The organism is Marinomonas colpomeniae, assembly GCF_014803385.1.
In the GTDB taxonomy this organism is placed as follows: Bacteria; Pseudomonadota; Gammaproteobacteria; order Pseudomonadales; family Marinomonadaceae; genus Marinomonas; species Marinomonas colpomeniae.
Window position 1 is genome coordinate 1 of record NZ_JACYFC010000004.1, and the last position, 19091, is coordinate 19091.

Annotated in this window: 15 protein-coding genes and 5 tRNA genes; 14 read left to right on the plus strand and 6 right to left on the minus strand. The window is 40.7% G+C overall.

Features of this window, described 5'->3' with window-relative positions; genetic code table 11:
- Nucleotides 1-4 precede the first annotated feature (4 nt).
- From IF202_RS12075 to IF202_RS12095, 5 genes are all read left to right on the plus strand, one after another.
- Nucleotides 5-80: transfer RNA gene (locus IF202_RS12075), tRNA-Val, on the plus strand.
- A gap of 70 nt (nt 81-150) precedes the next feature.
- A tRNA-Asp gene (locus tag IF202_RS12080) sits at nt 151-227 on the plus strand.
- A 52-nt stretch (nt 228-279) separates the two neighbouring features.
- Nucleotides 280-355, plus strand: a tRNA-Val gene (locus IF202_RS12085).
- A gap of 70 nt (nt 356-425) precedes the next feature.
- A tRNA-Asp gene (locus IF202_RS12090) sits at nt 426-502 on the plus strand.
- A 53-nt stretch (nt 503-555) separates the two neighbouring features.
- Nucleotides 556-631, plus strand: a tRNA-Val gene (locus IF202_RS12095).
- An 863-nt stretch (nt 632-1494) separates the two neighbouring features.
- On the opposite strand, the gene IF202_RS12100 is transcribed toward IF202_RS12095, so the two are convergent.
- The 5 genes from IF202_RS12100 to IF202_RS12120 form a co-directional block, all read right to left on the minus strand.
- Entirely contained in the window at nt 1495-2319 is an 825-nt protein-coding gene (locus tag IF202_RS12100; RefSeq protein ID WP_191595182.1) for a sulfite exporter TauE/SafE family protein, read from the minus strand.
- A 137-nt stretch (nt 2320-2456) separates the two neighbouring features.
- A complete protein-coding gene (locus tag IF202_RS12105) occupies nt 2457-4046 on the minus strand; it encodes a gamma-glutamyltransferase family protein (protein ID WP_191595183.1) in 1590 nt (529 codons plus the stop codon).
- A complete protein-coding gene (locus IF202_RS12110) occupies nt 4030-5547 on the minus strand; it encodes a tripartite tricarboxylate transporter permease (RefSeq protein WP_191595184.1) in 1518 nt (505 codons plus the stop codon). Before IF202_RS12110 ends, IF202_RS12105 begins: the two co-directional genes overlap by 17 nt.
- A gap of 1 nt (nt 5548) precedes the next feature.
- The gene (locus IF202_RS12115; RefSeq protein WP_191595185.1) at nt 5549-6058 is read right to left on the minus strand and encodes a tripartite tricarboxylate transporter TctB family protein; all 510 of its coding nucleotides are present in this window, start codon (nt 6056-6058) and stop codon (nt 5549-5551) included.
- Nucleotides 6055-7014, minus strand: a complete 960-nt coding sequence (locus IF202_RS12120) for a Bug family tripartite tricarboxylate transporter substrate binding protein (RefSeq protein WP_206705482.1) — start codon at nt 7012-7014, stop codon at nt 6055-6057. The genes IF202_RS12115 and IF202_RS12120 overlap by 4 nt, the downstream gene beginning before the upstream one ends.
- A 135-nt stretch (nt 7015-7149) precedes the next feature.
- Here IF202_RS12120 and IF202_RS12125 point away from each other — a divergent pair, with 135 nt between their 5' ends.
- The 5 genes from IF202_RS12125 to IF202_RS12145 all read left to right on the plus strand — a co-directional run bounded on the left by IF202_RS12125 (nt 7150) and on the right by IF202_RS12145 (nt 12101).
- Nucleotides 7150-8034, plus strand: coding sequence for a LysR family transcriptional regulator (locus tag IF202_RS12125; protein WP_191595186.1), 885 nt, complete (start codon nt 7150-7152; stop codon nt 8032-8034).
- Between the two features lie 277 nt (nt 8035-8311).
- The gene (locus IF202_RS12130) at nt 8312-8758 is read left to right on the plus strand and encodes an Lrp/AsnC family transcriptional regulator (RefSeq protein WP_191595187.1); all 447 of its coding nucleotides are present in this window, start codon (nt 8312-8314) and stop codon (nt 8756-8758) included.
- 359 nt (nt 8759-9117) lie between these two features.
- A complete protein-coding gene (locus tag IF202_RS12135) occupies nt 9118-10209 on the plus strand; it encodes a TRAP transporter substrate-binding protein (protein ID WP_191595188.1) in 1092 nt (363 codons plus the stop codon).
- A gap of 12 nt (nt 10210-10221) precedes the next feature.
- Complete coding sequence (locus tag IF202_RS12140; protein WP_191595189.1) at nt 10222-10779, plus strand: TRAP transporter small permease subunit; 558 nt, start codon at nt 10222-10224, stop codon at nt 10777-10779.
- Nucleotides 10776-12101, plus strand: a complete 1326-nt coding sequence (locus IF202_RS12145; RefSeq protein WP_191595190.1) for a TRAP transporter large permease — start codon at nt 10776-10778, stop codon at nt 12099-12101. Before IF202_RS12140 ends, IF202_RS12145 begins: the two co-directional genes overlap by 4 nt.
- 457 nt (nt 12102-12558) lie before the next feature.
- Here the strand turns inward: IF202_RS12145 and IF202_RS12150 are convergent, their stop codons facing one another.
- Nucleotides 12559-13242 carry a GntR family transcriptional regulator gene (locus tag IF202_RS12150; RefSeq protein ID WP_191595191.1) on the minus strand — a complete coding sequence of 228 codons (684 nt, stop codon included), beginning with the start codon at nt 13240-13242 and terminating at the stop codon, nt 12559-12561.
- 202 nt (nt 13243-13444) lie between these two features.
- Here IF202_RS12150 and IF202_RS12155 point away from each other — a divergent pair, with 202 nt between their 5' ends.
- The 4 genes from IF202_RS12155 (at nt 13445) to IF202_RS12170 (ending at nt 19061) form a co-directional block, all read left to right on the plus strand.
- Entirely contained in the window at nt 13445-14356 is a 912-nt protein-coding gene (locus IF202_RS12155) for an aminotransferase class IV (protein WP_191595192.1), read from the plus strand.
- A 59-nt stretch (nt 14357-14415) separates the two neighbouring features.
- Nucleotides 14416-15243 carry a pyrroline-5-carboxylate reductase gene (proC, locus tag IF202_RS12160; protein ID WP_191595193.1) on the plus strand — a complete coding sequence of 276 codons (828 nt, stop codon included), beginning with the start codon at nt 14416-14418 and terminating at the stop codon, nt 15241-15243.
- 146 nt (nt 15244-15389) lie between these two features.
- Nucleotides 15390-16370, plus strand: coding sequence for a TAXI family TRAP transporter solute-binding subunit (locus tag IF202_RS12165; RefSeq protein WP_191595194.1), 981 nt, complete (start codon nt 15390-15392; stop codon nt 16368-16370).
- A gap of 81 nt (nt 16371-16451) precedes the next feature.
- Nucleotides 16452-19061 carry a TRAP transporter permease gene (locus tag IF202_RS12170; protein WP_191595195.1) on the plus strand — a complete coding sequence of 870 codons (2610 nt, stop codon included), beginning with the start codon at nt 16452-16454 and terminating at the stop codon, nt 19059-19061.
- Nucleotides 19062-19091 lie beyond the last annotated feature (30 nt).

Consider the following 19091-nt stretch of genomic DNA (forward strand, 5'->3'; position numbering starts at 1 on the left):
AAATGGGTGTGTAGCTCAGTTGGGAGAGCGTCGCCCTTACAAGGCGAATGTCGGGAGTTCGAACCTCTCCACACCCACCACTAACTAGACAGTGGGTTTGTTTTTATTTCTGCAGAGAATTAAAAATAAACAAAAGGCCTAGATTGTGTTGGAGTGGTAGTTCAGTTGGTTAGAATACCTGCCTGTCACGCAGGGGGTCGCGGGTTCGAGTCCCGTCCATTCCGCCATTACTTATCTAAGCAATAAGTAATAGGTTAAGAAAAGAGTTTAGCTTAAAATGGGTGTGTAGCTCAGTTGGGAGAGCGTCGCCCTTACAAGGCGAATGTCGGGAGTTCGAACCTCTCCACACCCACCACTAACTAGACAGTGGGTTTGTTTTTATTTCTGCAGAGAATTAAAAATAAACAAAAGTCCTAGATTGTGTTGGAGTGGTAGTTCAGTTGGTTAGAATACCTGCCTGTCACGCAGGGGGTCGCGGGTTCGAGTCCCGTCCATTCCGCCATTACTTATCTAAGCAATAAGTAATAGGTTAAGAAAAGAGTTTAGCTTAAAGATGGGTGTGTAGCTCAGTTGGGAGAGCGTCGCCCTTACAAGGCGAATGTCGGGAGTTCGAACCTCTCCACACCCACCAATCATATGATTGATTTTTTCATATGAGATCCATCTAGTAAGCCTTGATACATATGACTGTCCTAGTCATTTTTTTTTAATTGTTAATGTTGAATTCTTCTCAATGTCTTAATTTATCATGTGGCGAATATGTGACCATGTGGTGACCATCTTGAATATTCCTATTTTTAATTCATTCATTTAAATATTCCCAGATACCTATTTTAGCCCATTTTTTGACCTTCGGTCGTTTTGGTCCATGCGGTAAGCAGGATGTTTTTGGTCGCAAGATTTCTGTGACTAAATTTTTTGCCAAGTGACTTTAATACACCTAAAGTGTGTTTTTCTACATCCTCATAAGTAACTGACTAATAAAGAAATTAATTGTTAGGGTTGATTAGTATTTTATGGCGAAGCTGAAAAGCCAATGTGGCTATAGCGCTTAAAAAAGTAATTTTTTTATTGTTCATGCTTCTGCGTGAGCCTTTGCATTAAGCCTTAATTGTGTGGGATTTAATATTTACTCAGGGAGCGGAGGAGTGGGTACTAATTGCACTGCGTTATTTTGTCAAATAGAGATCCTAAGGGCTATTCCGGATAAACCAGACCGTTCTATATCGGCCGAAACGATTCAGACGGTATTAGAAGGGAAAGGTTTTAGCGTTCAAATACGTACTCTCCAGAGAGACCTTAAAGCGCTAACAAAGCAATTCGACAAGTCCACGAATAAATTCAAATGGAGCTTTAAATACTGAGCCTAGTAAAGCTTAGAAAATTTATGGATTACTTCAGGAGGGATTATTGATAAAAAACATTTTCTTTCACTACTGTTAATTAAAGATGCCTAAGTGAAATTTATTATCATTTAGGCATGTTTTCTATTTCTTATATTCCAATGAGTTGTAATAGCATGCGTACACCAGTAATAAAAAGAACAATACCGAATGCTTTTTTCAACTGAGCGGAGTTTAGCTTAGCGCCTATTTTTGCTCCTATTGGTGCAAAAATAATAGTGAGCGGGATAATTAATAAGAATGCAGGTAAATTGACTAGGCCTATAGTGCCAATCGGAGCATCTATACGACTACCACCAACAGCAAGGAGGGTAACAGCTCCTGGCAAAGCAATTAATAATCCAAATGCAGCAGCAGTACCAACTGCTTTGTGAGTCGCAACGTTAAAGAGAGTCAATAATGGTACACCAATTGTGCCTCCACCAATTCCGATCATTACTGATAAACCACCTACACAGGAAGCCATAATGCTTTGTCCAAATTTACCGGGTAGTTTACTAAATAAGGCTGAAGCACCTGCGCGAAAAAGCATATTAATGCTAACAACAATAGCAATGATGGCGAACAGAAGGGTTAGGGTATTACCTGGGATATTTGATGCAATTAAGCTGCCTAATATGGCAAATAGCAATACGAATCCCCCCCAAGCTTTTAAAATACCAATGTCGACATTACCTTTAATATAGTGCGCGCGAATTGATGAAATAGATGTAGGGACAATAGTTGCTAAACTTGTTGCTGTGGCAATTACAATCGCAGATTCTTGGCTGACATCAAAAAATTGAAGCAAAAAATATAGCACTGGTACGATTACTATTCCACCGCCAACACCAAGTAAGCCCGCTAATAAACCAGCAAAAACCCCGGTAATCATTAGTGCTATAATAATGGGCCAAGCGGCTAAAATTTCATTCATATATACCTTCTTTAATTTTTAAAGGAACTGATCTCAATTAATCTAAACTTTCTACTTATAATGTTAGAAACTTATGATGTAGATTTCGACACATAGTATCCTTATAAAATGTGCCGAAACTTTCTTACTCGCTTATATCAGAATCCAGCCGCCTGACCATCTTTACGAGGGTCAGAGCCTGCGGCATAACCGCCATTTTCAAAGCGCTGAACAATTTGCGCTCCGCCAAAACCAAAAGCATTATCAGGTGCTTCAACCGTGATCTTGTGACCCAAATTTATGAGCCCATCGATAAGTAATTTTGGCATCGTTGGTTCGCAAGCAACTTCAAGCCCTTCTACCATACGCCAGCGAGGGGCGTCTGCGGCTACTTGAGGATCTTGATCCCACAGTTGAGTACGTAATAATAGTTGAACATGACCTTGTGCTTGTATTGGTCCTCCCATCATGCCAAAAGCCATTAGAGGCTTGCCATTTTTCATTGCAAAGCCTGGGATAATAGTATGAAAAGGGCGCTTGCCAGGAGCAACCTGATTAGGGTGTCCTTGTTTATTGGTAAAACCAAAACCTCTATTTTGCATCGATATTCCAGTTCCGGGAACAACAACGCCTGAGCCAAACCCTGAATAGTTTGATTGAATAAAACTCACCATCATGCCTGACGAATCACCTACATTTAACAATACAGTGCCACCCGTTTTAGGTGCGCCAGCTTGAAAGTCTTGAGCTTTATTTATGTCAATAAGCGCTGCTCGAGATTTAAGATATGCTTTATTAAGTAGATCATCTTCGTCTATGTCTTTCATATGGTCGCGGTCAGCAACAAAAGCATCAAGATCGCGATAAGCAAGCTTAATAGCCTCGATTTGTAGATGAACTGCAGAAATATCGTCAGGCTCATAATTACGAATGTTTGTATGTTCAAGGATACCAAGCGCCATTAATGCCGCAATTCCTTGACCATTAGGCGGGATTTCATGGAGCTCAACATTATCAAAATTATGGCTGATTGTGCCGCACCAGTCATTGCTATGGGAAGCTAAGTCGCTCACTGTCATAGCGCCACCGTTTGCTTTGGCAAAAGCGGCAATTTCTTCAGCAATTTCACCTTCATAAAACGCTTTACCATTTGTTTCTACAATGGCTCGAAGGGTTCTGGCTGCACCTGGATTACGGAATCTTTCACCTGCTTTTGGTGCGCGTCCATTCGGCATAAAAGTTTCTGCGAAGCCTGGTTGATCTTTTAATATTTCAGCGCCTTTGGCCCATGCTGCGCCAACGACAGGAGAAACAATAAAACCTTCTTCTGCATAGCGAATAGCCGGAGCGAGTACGGTAGCAAGATCGAGTTTTCCGAATCGTTGTGAAAGAGAAATCCACGCACTTACTGCACCAGGGACTGTTACTGAATCCCAGCCATGTTGAGGCATGCCTTCAATAAAACGCTCTGGCGTCCAAGCTGCTGGCGCTCTGCCAGAGGCATTGAGACCATGTAGTTTTTTACCGTCCCAAAGAATACAAAATGCATCTGATCCTAGACCGCACCCTGTAGGCTCGACAATTGTTAGAGTCGCTGCAGTTGCAATAGCCGCATCAACAGCATTACCACCTTGTTGTAAAATCGAAATTCCTGCCTGAGTAGCCAATGGCTGAGAAGTTGAGACAATATTCTCAGCAAGAATAGGTGAGCGACGAGAAGGGTATACAGGGTCATGACGCAGATTCATTAGAAGTCCTTTTAGTTGTTTTGCTATTTTTAAGATGGCTTCGGATTGCCCAAGCGATAGAAAGCACAGCGGCTACTAAGAAAATTAGACTAATAGGGCGGCTTATAAATAAACTCAAATCAGCATCAGTCATAAGAGCACGACGTAGATTGGTTTCAGCAATAGGACCTAAAATTACACCTAGTACTAATGGTGCAAGTGAATATCCTAAGGCCCGCATCGCATACCCAGCTATACCGATAATAATTAACAAGTATAGATCTGTTACACGGTTATTGAGGGCAAACGCACCAACTACGCAACAGGTCATCACCACAGGTACTATTGCCCATTTAGGTACTTGAGTAATTCGTAAAAAAAGACGCATTGAAAAAACGGAAACAATTAACATCATTAGAGATGCTACAGCCATAGCGATAAACATACCGTAAACTAAATCGCCATGATCAAGGATTAAGCGTGGGCCTACTGAAATACCATGAACCATGAGTGACGCCATTAAAATTGCATCAACTGCAGATCCAGGAATACCTAGTCCGATAAGTGGAATCAGCCCGCCACCAGCTGTTGCAGAATTGCCTGCTTCTGAAGCAACAATGCCATCCGTTTCCCCTTTACCAAATCTTTCGGGGTATTTTGACGCACGTTTGGCTTGATCATAGGCTAGTAAGTTCGCAATAGAACCACCAGCACCGGGAAGTGCTCCAATTAGCACTCCTAGGATTGAAGATCTTAATAAGTTTACTGGTCTCATTAGTACTTCTTTAAATACTTTCCATGTCTGAAAATCTATTGCGCCAGTAACTAATGAATTACCAGAGCGTATATTTTTGGCATCTTCCACTTCAGAGACTAGTTGTGAAATCGCAAAAATCCCGATTAGTACTACAAGAAATGGAAAGCCGGTTTGTAGCATTTCAATGTCAAAATCGAATCTAGCTCTACCTAAAATTGGATCCGTTCCAACGGTTGAAATGAGAAGACCAACAAGTCCCGCAAGCATTCCACGAACAACCGAACTACCTACAAGACTACCAACAATTGTTAATGCAAAAACAATGAGTGAAAAATACTCCCAAGGACCAAGCTTTACAGCAAAAAGTGCTAGTGGTGGGGCTGCAAAAATTAATACGACAGTTGAAATTATCGTTCCAAAAAATGATGCCCAAACACCAATCGATAGTGCGCGACCTGGTTCACCATTACGTGCCATAGGGTAGGCGTCAAAAGTGGTTGCAACAGATGAAGGCGTACCTGGTATTCCTAAAAGTGCTGCGGATATTAAGCCTCCAGTATATCCACCTACATAAACAGAAAGCATTACCGCAATGCCTTGTAATGGCTCCATAGCAAATGTAAGGGGTAGAGTTAAGACTATTGCCATAGTTACAGTGAAACCTGGTATTGCAGCAGCAACAATACCGGCAATGGATCCTGCAAACATGTACACAAGTGTCGAGAAGGTAAATATTTGCGTAGCTCCGATGAGAAAATCATCCATCTTAAAATACTCCCCGTGGAAGAAATACGGTAAAGACTTCAGCAAATAGCCAATTAAGTCCGAAAGAAAAGACCAGTGCCGTTATGAAAGCAATCACAATTGATTTAGTGGTACGAGGCATCAAAATTACTTGAACTGTGAATATGAAAATCATGCTTGCAATAGAGAAGCCTATGATAGGGATTACAAGAATATAAAGTGCAAGCGCTCCAAGTGTTATAAATACAAGATAACGACGGTGCATCCAGGCTTTTACTTCAGTATAAAAGCGACCATAGCCTAGGTAAGAAATTTTACGCAAGGAATCGACAATAGCAAACATAGTGAGTAGCCCAATTACAGCACAAACAATCTGTGGAAAAGCGCCTGCTCCAAGTGTTTCAAATCGAGATGTTGGTATGTTATAAGCGGCAAAGAATAATCCAACAGAGGCAATCAGAATAATAAAGTAGCTTAGAAGGCGGGCAATTTCGCCCGCCTCCAGCACTTTGTCATGAGTTGAATTACTCATGGAGCAAGTACTTCAGACAGGGATGAAACTGTTTTTTCTAGCGTAAGAAGATAAGCTTTATAGTCTTCTTGACCTCGGAACCCAACGTTAGCACCAGCGTTGTTTGTTTGCTTAATATAGGAAGGGTCTTTAGATAGTTTCTCGAATGCTACTTCAAGTGCATCGCGTATTTCTTTAGGCGTTCCTTTAGGTACAACAATTCCGCGAGTTACGTTAAGTTCTAAATTCTGACCAAGCTCGGCTAATGTTGGAACATTTGGAGTTTCGGTCATTCGCTCAGTTGATCCAACTGCAAGGAAAATTAGGTCACCATTATCAACGAATTGCTTAGAAGAGCTAACATCACCTATAGCAGAATCTAGATTACCACCAACCAGAGCTCTTATTCGTTGCCCTGTTCCTTCGTATCCTACGTACTTAAATTGAAGGCCAAATGCTTGCTCGATCATAGCGGCATGAAGATGTGGTACACCAGCAAGAGTAACTCCCATTGTTATTTCACCTGGATGAGATTTAGCAAATGAGACGAACTCTTCAAAATTGCTATAGTTCTTGTTTTTTCCAATGACAAGGTATTGTGGTGATGATGTCATCAATGCAACAGGTTCGAAATCATCCCAAGCAATATCAGTGATGCCAGTTTCAGTCGCCACGAGAAGGCCTTCGTGAATTTGGCTAATTGTATACCCATCTGTATCGCGACGAGATGTTTCACGCAGACCAACTGTTCCACCAGCCCCAGGCATATTTATGATTGGCATTTTTACACCAAGAAAAGGTTCCACATTATTGGCGATTAATCTCATTAGCGTATCTGACCCTCCACCTGGTGACCAAGGGACGATAAATTCGACTGCACGTTCTGGATAAACTTCTGCATTACTTGGTGTAGCGAACATAGTTGCTACGGCAATAAGAGCCGCACTGATTTTCATGGAAATACTACAGTTTTTCATTGGAACACTCCTGAATAAATGAGGCCGCAGTGTTAATGCCACAGCTAAAGGTTACCAATCGATACTAACACAAGAAAAACATAGGGAAAGCTCGAAATATTTGACATTATATTTAGTAAAACTTATCTTAAGGTTATGGATACAAAACAACTTGAAACACTTCTTGCTATTGAGCAGTACGGTGGTTTTGCTGCAGCGGCGAAAATAGTGAATATTACCGCTTCTGCAGTAAGTCAGCAGATTACTTCATTAGAGTCAGAACTTGGCGCGACACTTTTTGATCGTACCTATCGTCCTCCAATGCTTACAGCTAAAGGGGAGGAGGTCGTTCGCTCAGCTCGAGCTATATTGCAAATTATGACCGAAACCAAGACATCGGTTTCGGGCATGCAGGTGCGTGGAACTATTGCGTTTGGTTCACTCCGAACGGGTACAAACTCGTTAGTTCCACGGTCACTTGCAAGCTTACGTAAGACATATTCAGAATTAAACTTTCGATTACGTATAGGTATGTCTGAAGAACTTATGAATGAAGTTGTTTCAGGACAGCTTGATGCCGCACTCGTTGCTGATTATGTTGCTGTGCCGCAAAGCTTGACTTGGACTCCTGTTGTTAATGAGCCTCTTGTGGTTTTATTACCGAGAGGAACAGGTGTACGAACTCTTGAAGAATTGGTACGTAAAATCCCCTTTATTCGTTACCGCACGCAGGTGCAACTTTCTAGGCAAATTGATACTGAGATTGCACAACTCTCATCGGAACCAATAGAAGTAGTATCAGTAAATACAATGACCGCTGTGGTGGGATGTATTCAAGCTGGACTTGGTTTTTCTATCGTTCCAAAAATGGCGTTACAAGATACGATTACTACTTCACTTGACTGGTTTCCATTTGGTTCTCCGCCAATTTATCGAAGACTTGGCGTGGTTCAGCGAGAGAATTCAAGTCGCAAAGATGTTCTTGGTGCACTTATTGTGGCGTTAGAGCATCAAGGTCAAAAAATGCTAGAGGATATCTAGGCTGCACACATACAATCAACTCGTAAGAGATTTTTCCTTTCTAACCAACGTAGGTAATAGACAAAGGTCTAATTAACATACCTACCATGTTCCGAGTAAAAATAACCGATTAAGCATGTTTATCTTTAAAAATAGCCTTTAAATATTGTGCCTAATTAATTAAAAATTAAGAGAAACCATTCTTAACCGATGGCAGGGTGGCAGAAAGCTTGCATTATAGTTTAAGAATTTGAGTTGCTTTAAAGGTCAGTGATTACAGAAATAAGGAGACTTTATAATGAACAAAAATGATACAGCTTTGCTTAGTATCTTAATACAAGATGCTAGAGCGTCTTTTGCTGATATTGCAAGAAAGTTAAATATCTCACGAGCGCATGCAAGATCAAGAGTGAATGCTCTTGTTGATGAAGGTGTAATAGAGAAATTCACAGCGGTAGTAAATCCTGAAAAATTAGGTAAGGTTATTTCAACTTTTATCGATTTAAAAGTCGTGCCGCAACATATAGAGGCGGTTGCTGAGGAGCTTGCGGCCAAACAAGAGGTTGTTAGCTTGTATATTATGTCGGATTTAAGAAGCTTACACATCCATACACTTACCGATAGCCATGAGGCTTTTGATAAGTTTTCCAAAGACTTTTTGCTTGGGCGTAAAGAGGTTATTTCGGTCGAATGCGGTAGCTTATTGAAACGAGTTAAACATAGGCGTGGTGGAGCTAGATTGTAGATTTTTGTCAAATCTATGCTTTGTCGTGGTGCAAATTACCAATTAAAGCATCTTGTTGAATCACTTATAGCGATTGTATTCTAGATTTACATATTTTTTATCGAATTGATTTTATTTGTAATCATATAGTTTACAAATGATTTTAATAATGGCTTTTTATTTATTATCTGCATTAAAAACTTTCGTTTCAAACCATACTTTTTTCGTCATATTATTTTAGAAATAATTAAAAAAATATTTTATTTATTATAAATCAATATGTTATTTGTATTTTTTGCTTTGGCATGCTTTCTGCAAAGTTCAGTTAACTAGATCGATTCCTATCGATTTATTTTTACTCAAATGTAAAGGGCATAAATATGACTAATAGTAGACGTCAATTTCTAGGTAATGCGCTTGCGGCTTCAGTAGCTGGTGCAGCTGTAGGTACACCTTCACTAGCGCAAGCTAAAGGTGATGAGCGCTTTAATGTCAGGATGACTAATGCTTATCCACCAGGCTCTCCTTTTTATGTACAAGGGCCGGGTAGTCCTATGGATTTCTGTGAAAAAGTTACCGCGATGTCGGATGGTCGCCTTAATATTAATCATTTTGCAGCTGGAGAGTTGATACCTGCTTTAGAAGGTTTTAATGCAGTATCAAGTGGCACGATTGAAATGAATGCGGCTAATGCTTATTTTTGGGCGGGTAAGATTCCAGCGGCTCAATTTTTTACAACTGTCCCCTTTGGTCTTAATACGCAGGGAATGAATGCTTGGCTATACCATGGTGGTGGTATGGAATTATGGCATGAGTTGTATGAGCCTCATGGATTAATCGCTTTTCCGATGGGCAATACCGGTGTGCAAATGACAGGTTGGTTTAGAAAGCCTGTTGAAACCGTTGCCGATCTAAAAGGGTTGAAAATGCGAATTCCTGGTTTAGCTGGGAAGGTTTACAGTGAATTAGGCGTAACCGTACGCTTGCTGCCAGGTGGAGAGATTTTTCCAGCGCTAGAAAGAGGCGTAATTGATGCGGCTGAGTTTGTTGGGCCATATCAAGATCGCCGTCTTGGGCTTCATAAAGCCGCTAAATATTACTACACAACAGGTTGGCATGAGCCGACTAACGTGACGGAACTATTGATCAACAAAGACGTTTGGGATTCTTTTCCTAAAGACTTACAAATGATCGTCAAAATGGCTGCTCAAGCAAGCGTTACAGAAAGTTTGTCATGGTCTGAATCTGTGAACGCTGAAGCACTGAAAGATTTAGTTGAAAATGAAGGTGTGATTGCTCAACCATTGCCACAAGAAATTGTCAGCAATTTAAAAGAAGCCACTTTTGATACATTATCAAGCATGGCTGCTGCAGATCCTCAAACTAAGAAAGTATACGATTCTTTTATGAAATTCCGTGAGAAGCATTCATCTTGGGCTGCTCTTAGCGAGAAACCTTTCTTAAACCTCTAACTGGTCGCTCTTATGAATGCCCTTATTCAACTTATTGAACGGGTGGTTGAGTGGTTCGGAGGGCTAGCGCGTTTTTGCGTGCTAGCCCTAGTTTTGCTCGTCGCTACTAATGTTATTTTACGATATTTGTTTTCTATAGGGCCTGTTTCTTTGCAGGAACTTGAATGGCATTTAATTTCTCCTATTGCACTGATCGGCCTTTCATACTCTATGAAGCATCGTGCAGATGTACGTGTTGATATTTTTTACGATAAGTTTTCTTCTCGCAAGCAAGGCGTTGTTGATCTAATAACCGCCATCGTTACCATCGCTATAGGCGTTTATATTTGCTGGTTGGGAATAAAATATGTTGGGCAATCTTATAATCTACAAGAAGGTTCACCTGATCCTGGTGGATTACCCATGCGTTATCTCCTTAAAGGGTTTATTCCCTTTGGTTTTGGCTTATTAGTGCTTCAAGGTGTTGCTGATATTATGAGATCGATTTTGAAAATTACTGAAGCAAAAGTTTCTGTGGAACTTGAGCCAAATGTCTCCGTAAAAGAAGTCGATAGAGGTAGTGCAGTATGACAGGCAACGAATGGATTATCTTAGGGATGATTGCTGGGTTTTTGTCGATGATGATCATAGGCATTCCAGTGGCAATATCATTAGCCGTGTCTGGCTTCGTCGCCGGTTACTTGGGTTTTGGCCCGTTACTGTTTAATTTGATGCCGGCACGTCTATATGGTGTGGTAACAAACTACACATTATTGGCGATTCCCTTATTTGTCTTTATGGGAGTCATGCTTGAAAAATCTCGGGTTGCTGAGGATATGCTTGAGACTATTGGCAAGGCCATGGGAGGCGTTAATGGCGGTATGGGTCTAGCCATTATCTTAGTAGGTGTTTTGATGGGTGCATCAACTGGCATTGTTGGCGCTACTGTCGTTACCGTTGGACTCTTAACATTGCCAGTCTTAATGAGACGTGGATATCACCCAAGTATTGCCTGTGGGACGATTTGCGCGTCAGGAACATTAGGACAAATTATTCCTCCGAGTTTAGTGCTCATTCTATTATCAGATATTGTTGGTGAATCGGTTGGTACCTTGTTTGCTGCCGCATTTATTCCAGGCTTGGTATTAGCGGTGATTTACATTCTGTATTTATTGATTTTAGGTTTAGTCAAACCAGATTGGGTGCCTGCTATACCAAAGGAAGAGCGGGCATTAACAAGTAAATCACAGCTTTTCAAAGATTTATTACGAAATGTTTGTCCGCCGTTATTATTAGTTGTCGCTGTTCTAGGGTCTATTGTTGGGGGGGTCGCAGCACCAACAGAAGCCGCTTCAATGGGAGCATTAGGAGCGATTCTATTAGCTGCCTTTATGAAAAGGCTGAATAGAGTCATGCTAAAAGAGGTGCTACACGGTACGTTAACCATATCGGCTATGGTGTTTTTTATCTTACTTTGTGCGCAGCCTTTCTCATTGGCTTTTAGAGGGCTGGGTGGTGAACAGGTCATTCACGGTTTCTTTGATATTCTGCCCGGTGGTGAGTTTGGTGCCATTATCTTTTTAATGGCGTTATTGTTTATTCTAGGTTTTTTTCTGGAATGGATTGAAATTTCCTATATTGCTTTACCCATGTTCTTACCTGTCTTTAGTAATTATGGAACGGATATGGTTTGGTTGGCTATTTTGGTTGCCATGAATCTTCAAATGTCATTTTTGACACCACCGTTCGGTTGGGCTCTTTTCTTTTTGAAAGGAGTAGTGCCACCGGGAATATCAATTAAACATATCTATTTAGGGGCAATACCATTTGTTATATTGCAACTTTGCGCATTATTAGTTTTGTTTAATTTTCCAAGTCTTGCTACTTGGTTGCCTAAAGCTATTGGTTGGTAGTGCAATATGTGAACTAAGTCATAATGTTAGTTGTCTTGAGGAAAGGGATGTCAGCCAAAGCTATGTTAATGTAGAAATACCCTAATTTACTGCGAATCAAAGCAATAAATATGTCCAAAAATATACTTTGATTCAAAGTAATTAAAACCATGTATTTATGGGTGTTTTTGACTTTTGGTATGGGGTATTTTGAAATGCTTTGATTCGAAGGGTAGGTGTTTACTAAGACTTTGAATACATTATATAAAGTAGTTTATCGTCATGTAGGGGAATATTCATCATAACCTTGATATGGTAGGGGACTAAATGACGATAGAGTATCCCTTTATTTTTTGTCATCATGAATATATTGATAAACCCATTCATGACTGTGGAACATCACACTTTTTAAGTAACGATTGTCAGTTTTTACTGTTTATGGGTGTCTAGTGAAGTCCATTTTAGTGATCTGATGTATCTAGTTATTAGATTCAATCCCTGAAACCAGTTGCTCCACCTTGTTGTAACCTTGTTGCATGTGCTCGGTAACATGGTCGAGCATGGCCTCTAAACTATCACTTTTGGCAAGGTTGACGTATTTATCATGGGCACTGATAAGTGGTCCGGCTCGGTTGTGGGCTTGCTGGTGTAGGGTGAAGTAAAGGTGAAGTCGGCCTCTGAGTCTTTGCCACGAGTCTTGTAAAAGCGAGTGTCCACAATGCTTATAAACAACATTATGCAATTCTAATTCTTCAAATATAGTCGCGCTTCGGTCGTTATCTTTCACTGCTTGAGTGAGTTTCTTTAGCTGTAAATCCAACTCGTTAAAAAAAGCATCATCTCTCTTTCCCCATACCAGCTTAAACGCAAATTGTTCAAGTTCTGTCCTGAAAGAGTAGAGCTCTTGAATCGCCGTTACTGTGATATTCGCAACGTACGTTCCTGTGTAGGGAATGCTTTCAATTAGGCCTTGATCAACAAGTTGACTGATGGCTTCTCTTAGTGGGCCTCGGCTAACGCCTAATAATGATGATAATTGTGACTCAACAAGCTTGGTGCCTGGAGGTAGGTCACCACTAATGATGGCGTCTTTAAGTTGCTCGGCAACGTTGGCTCTTAGTGTGCGATTTTTATGTATAGGTTTTAAGTTTAATACCGACATAAATTCCTGATTTTAATAAATAAGTTAGAACAGTTATGAAAGACAAGAGTAGCAAATATTATGAGATGAGAGAATACTTTATTGTATTTAGTATGGTTGTTAACAATCATACAGTTGACAATTTGTTTTTATAAATTTACTCTGAATTCATCATATTGTTCTTGGAAAGAGCAAATTCACCCTTGGTTATTTGGAGTAAAGCATGTCATCCCATTCATTTAGTGCCCACACGGCTGAAGAAGATAACCGTAACGAGTCGATTAAAATTTATGTTAATGGGGCGTTATTGCCTAAGAACGAAGCGATGGTTTCTGTTTATGACAGTGGCTTTATGCTTGGTGATGGTATTTGGGAAGGGCTGCGTATTTATAATGGCAAAATTGCTTTTTTAGACGACCATTTAGATCGACTTTATGCATCGGCAAAGGTATTAGATTTTGAGTTGGGTTTATCCCGTGAAGATATGGTTAAAGCGCTTTATGAGACATTAGAAGCGAATGCCATGACTCACGATGCGCATCTTCGATTAATGGTTACTCGAGGTAAAAAGAAGAAGCCTTTTCAAGATCCTCGTTTGAGTATTTATGGCGCAACGACTGTCATTATTGCAGAGCACAGTAAACCGAGTGAAAAAGTAAAAGAAGAAGGAATGAGTCTATTTACCGTTCATGTCGTTCGAGGTCAGCCTAATAGCCAAGACCCTAAACTAAATTCACACAGTAAAATCAATTGCATCACTGCTTTAATTCAAGCGCAAAAAGCCGGTGCGGATGAAGCACTTATGCTTGATCCTCATGGTTTCGTTGCGACCTGTAATTCCACTAATTTCTTTATTGTACGCAAGGGCGAAGTTTGGACTTCTACACCTAAATACTGCATGAACGGAATTACTCGTCAAAAAGTAATCGATGTCTGTAAAGCCGATGGCATTGTCGTTCACGAAACTGATTTTTCTCTTTTTGAAGTGTATGGCTCAGATGAAGCTTTTGTCACTGGTACATTCGCTGGGCAAACGCCTGTTAATAGTATTGATGGACGTATTGTTGGTGACGGTAAGCCTGGACCAATCTTTAAGCGTATCAGTGCTTTGTATAAAGCGTTAGCGGCGTCTTAAAAGGTCGAAAACCATTGCATGAATTAATGGGCATCAACTAGTTAATAGAGATTCGTTTTATGAAAGCATTCGAGATCAGCGCAGAAAGTAAAATTCTTGTGGTGGGTGGCGGAAGAATGGGAGCAGCAATCATTAATGGTTGGCTTACTAAGGGTATCGCAGCAGAGTCCATTTATTTGATTGATCAAAATCAGAGTGTATTGGATGGCTATCAGGCTCAGGGCGTCAATACATTTTCAAGCGTTGATCAGATATCGGTTAGCGAATCTTTTTCCGTTTTTCTTTTGGCACTTAAACCTCAAGTTATTCTGAAACGTGTTGGTGATTTTAATCGCTTAATTAATAAAGATACTTGCTTAATTTCCGTTGCTGCGGGCGTCACTGTAAATACATTACGTTCGCTAATGACGAATGCGAAACACATCATTAGAGTAATGCCGAATACACCAGCTATGGTAGGTAAAGGCGTTCTTGTTGGTTATGCGCAGGAGCAGGAATCTGCTTTTACTAATTTGGTTGAAGGACTATTCAATTCTTTGGGTAAATTTTATTGGGTCACCAGTGAGGAGCATATGCACAGTGTGACGGCAATAAGTGGTAGCGGTCCTGCTTATGTATTTTATTTTGCTCAATGTTTTATTGAGTCTGCAAAGGCATTGGGTTTACCTGATGCTTTAGCTAAAGATTTGGCATTAGAAACGCTTATTGGATCTTCTGTATTAATTGATCAAAGTATCGATGATGTTATTAAGCTACGTGAAAATGTCACTAGCCCGAATGGCACAACGCAAGCGGGTTTAGAAGCTTTGATGGCAGATGATATTTTTATGGAACAACTTCTTGATTGTTGTAAAGCAGCTAAGGAACGCAGTATTCAATTATCCTAAGTTGAACGGAAAGTTCGATGAGTAATAGGGTGGTGGAATACTGTTCAGATTCGTTATTGATGACGGATTAAAGTGTAGTAAGGCAATACAAATAGAACGTAAAAAAAATTAAAAAAATATCATAAAAGAAACGAGGAAATGAGCTAATGAAAAATATAAATTTCAAACAGGTAGCGGCAACAGCACTATTGTTTAGTGGTCTTGGTGCAACGCAAAGTTACGCAAGTGAGGTAGAACATTTTTCTATCGGTACGGCTGGGCAAACGGGTGTTTACTATGTTGTCGGTCAATCGATTTGTAAAATGGTAAACCGCGAAACAAAAGAGCATAACTTACGTTGTTCTGCTCCATCAACGGGTGGTTCTATTGCTAACCTTAACTCTATCCGATCTGGCGGTTTGAATTTTGGTACTGTTCAGTCTGATTGGCAGTTCCATGCACTTAATGGCACTTCAAACTTCGAAGCAGCTGGCCCTTATAAAGAACTGAGATCTGTTTTTTCTTTGCATTCTGATATTTTTACCTTAGTGACACGTGCGGATGCGAACATCAAAACATTTGATGATTTGAAAGGTAAGCGGGTAAACGTTGGTAATCCTGGTTCTGGTCAACGTGCCACTATGTTGACTCTAATGAAAGAGAAAGGCATGACATTGTCTGACTTTAAATTAGCAGGTGAACTTAAGTCTGCAGAGCAATCTCAAGCCTTGTGCGATAACAAAGTAGATGCGTTTGTCATGGTTGCGGGCCACCCAGTTGCGAATGTAAAAGAAGCAACGAGTACTTGTTCTACTCATATTATTGATGTGACTGGCCCTGCAGTTGATAAGCTAATTGCACAATACCCTTATTATAGTGAAGCAAAAATTCCTGGTGGCATGTATGAAGGCACACCTAACGATGTTACTACTTACGGTTTAAAAGCGACCCTAGTTGTTTCTACAGATACATCGGATAAAGTTGTTTACAACATGGTTAAAGCAGTATTCGAAAATTTTGAGCGATTCAAACGTTTACATCCTGCTTTTGCACAGTTGAACCCAGAAGAAATGATTACAGCAGGCCTTTCTGCGCCATTGCATAACGGTGCAGTGACGTATTACAAGGAACGTGGTTGGATTAAATAACTGAGTAAATTATTTAATTGGTTAGTAAGCCGAGCTCTTGTAGCTCGGCTTTTTTTAAAAGCACTCTGCTAAGGCGTAAATATGAGTCTATTAGAAAAGAACACAAGTTCGATAGATGTTGATAGTTTGGTTACTTCAAACGATATTGGAGGGCGCCAGACGAGTGGGATTCAGCTTAATATTATTCTTTGTGTCGCGTTCTTATGGGCGCTATTTCAAGTCTGGATTGCTTCTCCCTTTCCTTACATGATGGATTCAGATTTATTGCGCTGGAACAGTAACCAAGCAAGGTCAATACATTTAGCATTTGCTATTTTTCTAGTATTTTTGAGCTTTCCTTTTAGTGCCAAATCGTCTGTTAAAAAAATTCCTCTAATAGACTGGCTACTTGCTATTTCTGCGAGTCTTGCTGCTCTTTACTATTTAATCGAATACGACAATATTGCGACTCGTGTTGGTGCACCGATTCTGCAAGATATTATTATTGCTTGTATTGGTATTCCTCTTTTATTTGAAGCGGCTCGACGCAGTTTAGGTATTACACTCCCTCTCATCGCTGCTGTGTTTTTAGCCTATAACTTCTTTGGTAATTACATGCCAGAGATGATTGCTCACAAAGGGTTTGGTTTGCAAGAAGTCGTTAATCATCAATGGATCACCACTGAAGGTGTGTTTGGTATTGCGCTGGGTGTATCTACTGACTTTGTCTTCTTGTTTGTTTTGTTTGGTTCTTTACTCGATAAAGCCGGTGCGGGCAATTATTTTATTAAATTGGCGTTTTCCTGCCTTGGTCACTTTCGTGGTGGTCCAGCGAAAGCGGCCGTGGTTGCTTCTGGTCTAACGGGTCTTATCTCTGGCTCGTCCATTGCGAACGTGGTAACAACTGGTACCTTTACCATTCCCATGATGAAAAAGGTAGGGTTCTCAGCAGAGAAAGCTGGGGCAGTAGAAGTGGCTGCTTCTGTGAATGGGCAAATTATGCCACCTGTTATGGGTGCTGCTGCTTTCTTAATGGTTGAATATGTCGGCATCAGTTATCTTGATGTGATCAAACACGCTTTTTTACCTGCGCTGATTTCTTATATCGGTTTGGTTTACATTGTTCATTTGGAAGCCATTAAAGCCAATATGCAAGGTTTGCCTAAATCGGCAAGAGCCGTATCACGAAGTGCGGTTTCGAAAGTAACTGGCTTTCTCTTTGGTTTCTTAATGCTCTGTGTGCTTTCTGCGGCGGTGTATTATGGTTTGGGTTGGATAAAAGACCTTGCCGGTGATGCTTCTGTTTATGTGGTTTCTGGCCTTGTTATTTCCGCCTTCGTTGGCTTGTTATTTGTTGGTTGTAAGTTGCCGAAGTTGTCGGATGACGTTGATCAAGATTTAAGTGCTTTGCCACCTCCAGGAGAAATATTTCGTTCAGGTCTGTATTACTTATTGCCTGTGGTGGTGTTGGTCTGGTGCTTGATGATAGAAAGATTAAGCCCAGGTTTGAGTGCTTTTTGGGCGTCTTTACTGACCATGTTTATGATTGTCGCTAAGCCTGTTTTGGAAGTGTTTTTTCGACAAGAAACAGACACGAAAAATACGATTGCCTCCTTACCTTTTTTTACTGGTTTCAAACAGTTAGCGGATGGCATGATAAGTGGCGCGAGAAACATGGCGAGTATTTCCATCGCTACTGCAACGGCAGGCGTTATCGTTGGTGTTGTCTCCCAAACCAGTGTGGGTGCGGTACTGGCTGATGTGGTTGAGGTATTGTCGTTCGGAAACATCACGCTGATGTTATTGCTGGTGGCTGTGCTGTGTATGATTCTGGGCATGGGCTTACCGACTACAGCGAACTATATTGTTGTGTCTTCTTTAATGGCGAATGTCATTGTGGAAGTAGGCGCATCAAATGGTTTAGTGGTTCCGCTTATTGCGGTGCATTTGTTTGTTTTCTACTTTGGTTTAATGGCAGATGTTACTCCGCCAGTCGGATTGGCGTCTTTTGCGGCGGCTGCTGTATCGGGTGGTAAACCTATTCCGACTGGTATTATTGCTTTCAAATACGCGTTAAGAACCGCGGTTTTACCTTTCTTGTTTATCTTTAATCCTGATTTATTACTGATTAATGTAACCGTTTTACACGGTATCTTTATCTTTATTATTGCCACATTAGCCATGCTGATTTTTACTGCCGCAACTCAAGGTTATTTCTTTGACCGCTGTAAATTGTGGGAAAGAGGGCTTTTACTGTTAATCGCGTTTAGTATTTTTAGACCGGATTTCTGGGTAAACCAGATGGTTGAACCACATCGTTATATGGCACTGAGTGAGTACTTGGAACAAGAAGAGCGAGTTCCCGTTGGTACGCCTTTACGAATTCATGTAGAAGAAGACAGTTATTCAGGTGAAAAGGATATTTCTATTCACATGCTTATTGCCAGAGAACAGGGTTCTGCTTCCGATGTGATTATGGCTTCAGGATTGAATCTCTATCAAGAAGATGAACGGATTGAAGTGGATAGTGTGGATATTGGCAGTGACGCCTATGAAGCAGGATTCGAAGCATTTCAGGTGTTAGTTGGCGTCGATGTTGCCAACAAACAACCGTCAACCGTATTTGTCTATCTTCCCTGTGTGTTGCTGATCGTTTTGATTGCGCTTTCTCAGAGACGACGTCAAAGAAAACGAGAAGCACTGACAGCATAATCAATGATGGTGATGTTTGAACTAATGGCG

What these genes read in the sequence shown, in the direction of transcription:
- IF202_RS12110 (WP_191595184.1), bottom strand. Translation starts at nt 5,547, where the DNA reads ATGGATGATTTTCTCATCGGAGCTACGCAAATATTTACCTTCTCGACA.
- IF202_RS12115 (WP_191595185.1), bottom strand. Translation starts at nt 6,058, where the DNA reads ATGAGTAATTCAACTCATGACAAAGTGCTGGAGGCGGGCGAAATTGCC.
- IF202_RS12135 (WP_191595188.1), top strand. Translation starts at nt 9,118, where the DNA reads ATGACTAATAGTAGACGTCAATTTCTAGGTAATGCGCTTGCGGCTTCA.
- proC (WP_191595193.1), top strand. Translation starts at nt 14,416, where the DNA reads ATGAAAGCATTCGAGATCAGCGCAGAAAGTAAAATTCTTGTGGTGGGT.
- IF202_RS12130 (WP_191595187.1), top strand. Translation starts at nt 8,312, where the DNA reads ATGAACAAAAATGATACAGCTTTGCTTAGTATCTTAATACAAGATGCT.
- IF202_RS12170 (WP_191595195.1), top strand. Translation starts at nt 16,452, where the DNA reads ATGAGTCTATTAGAAAAGAACACAAGTTCGATAGATGTTGATAGTTTG.
- IF202_RS12155 (WP_191595192.1), top strand. Translation starts at nt 13,445, where the DNA reads ATGTCATCCCATTCATTTAGTGCCCACACGGCTGAAGAAGATAACCGT.
- IF202_RS12100 (WP_191595182.1), bottom strand. Translation starts at nt 2,319, where the DNA reads ATGAATGAAATTTTAGCCGCTTGGCCCATTATTATAGCACTAATGATT.
- IF202_RS12125 (WP_191595186.1), top strand. Translation starts at nt 7,150, where the DNA reads ATGGATACAAAACAACTTGAAACACTTCTTGCTATTGAGCAGTACGGT.
- IF202_RS12140 (WP_191595189.1), top strand. Translation starts at nt 10,222, where the DNA reads ATGAATGCCCTTATTCAACTTATTGAACGGGTGGTTGAGTGGTTCGGA.
- IF202_RS12165 (WP_191595194.1), top strand. Translation starts at nt 15,390, where the DNA reads ATGAAAAATATAAATTTCAAACAGGTAGCGGCAACAGCACTATTGTTT.
- IF202_RS12105 (WP_191595183.1), bottom strand. Translation starts at nt 4,046, where the DNA reads ATGAATCTGCGTCATGACCCTGTATACCCTTCTCGTCGCTCACCTATT.
- IF202_RS12145 (WP_191595190.1), top strand. Translation starts at nt 10,776, where the DNA reads ATGACAGGCAACGAATGGATTATCTTAGGGATGATTGCTGGGTTTTTG.
- IF202_RS12120 (WP_206705482.1), bottom strand. Translation starts at nt 7,014, where the DNA reads ATGAAAAACTGTAGTATTTCCATGAAAATCAGTGCGGCTCTTATTGCC.
- IF202_RS12150 (WP_191595191.1), bottom strand. Translation starts at nt 13,242, where the DNA reads ATGTCGGTATTAAACTTAAAACCTATACATAAAAATCGCACACTAAGA.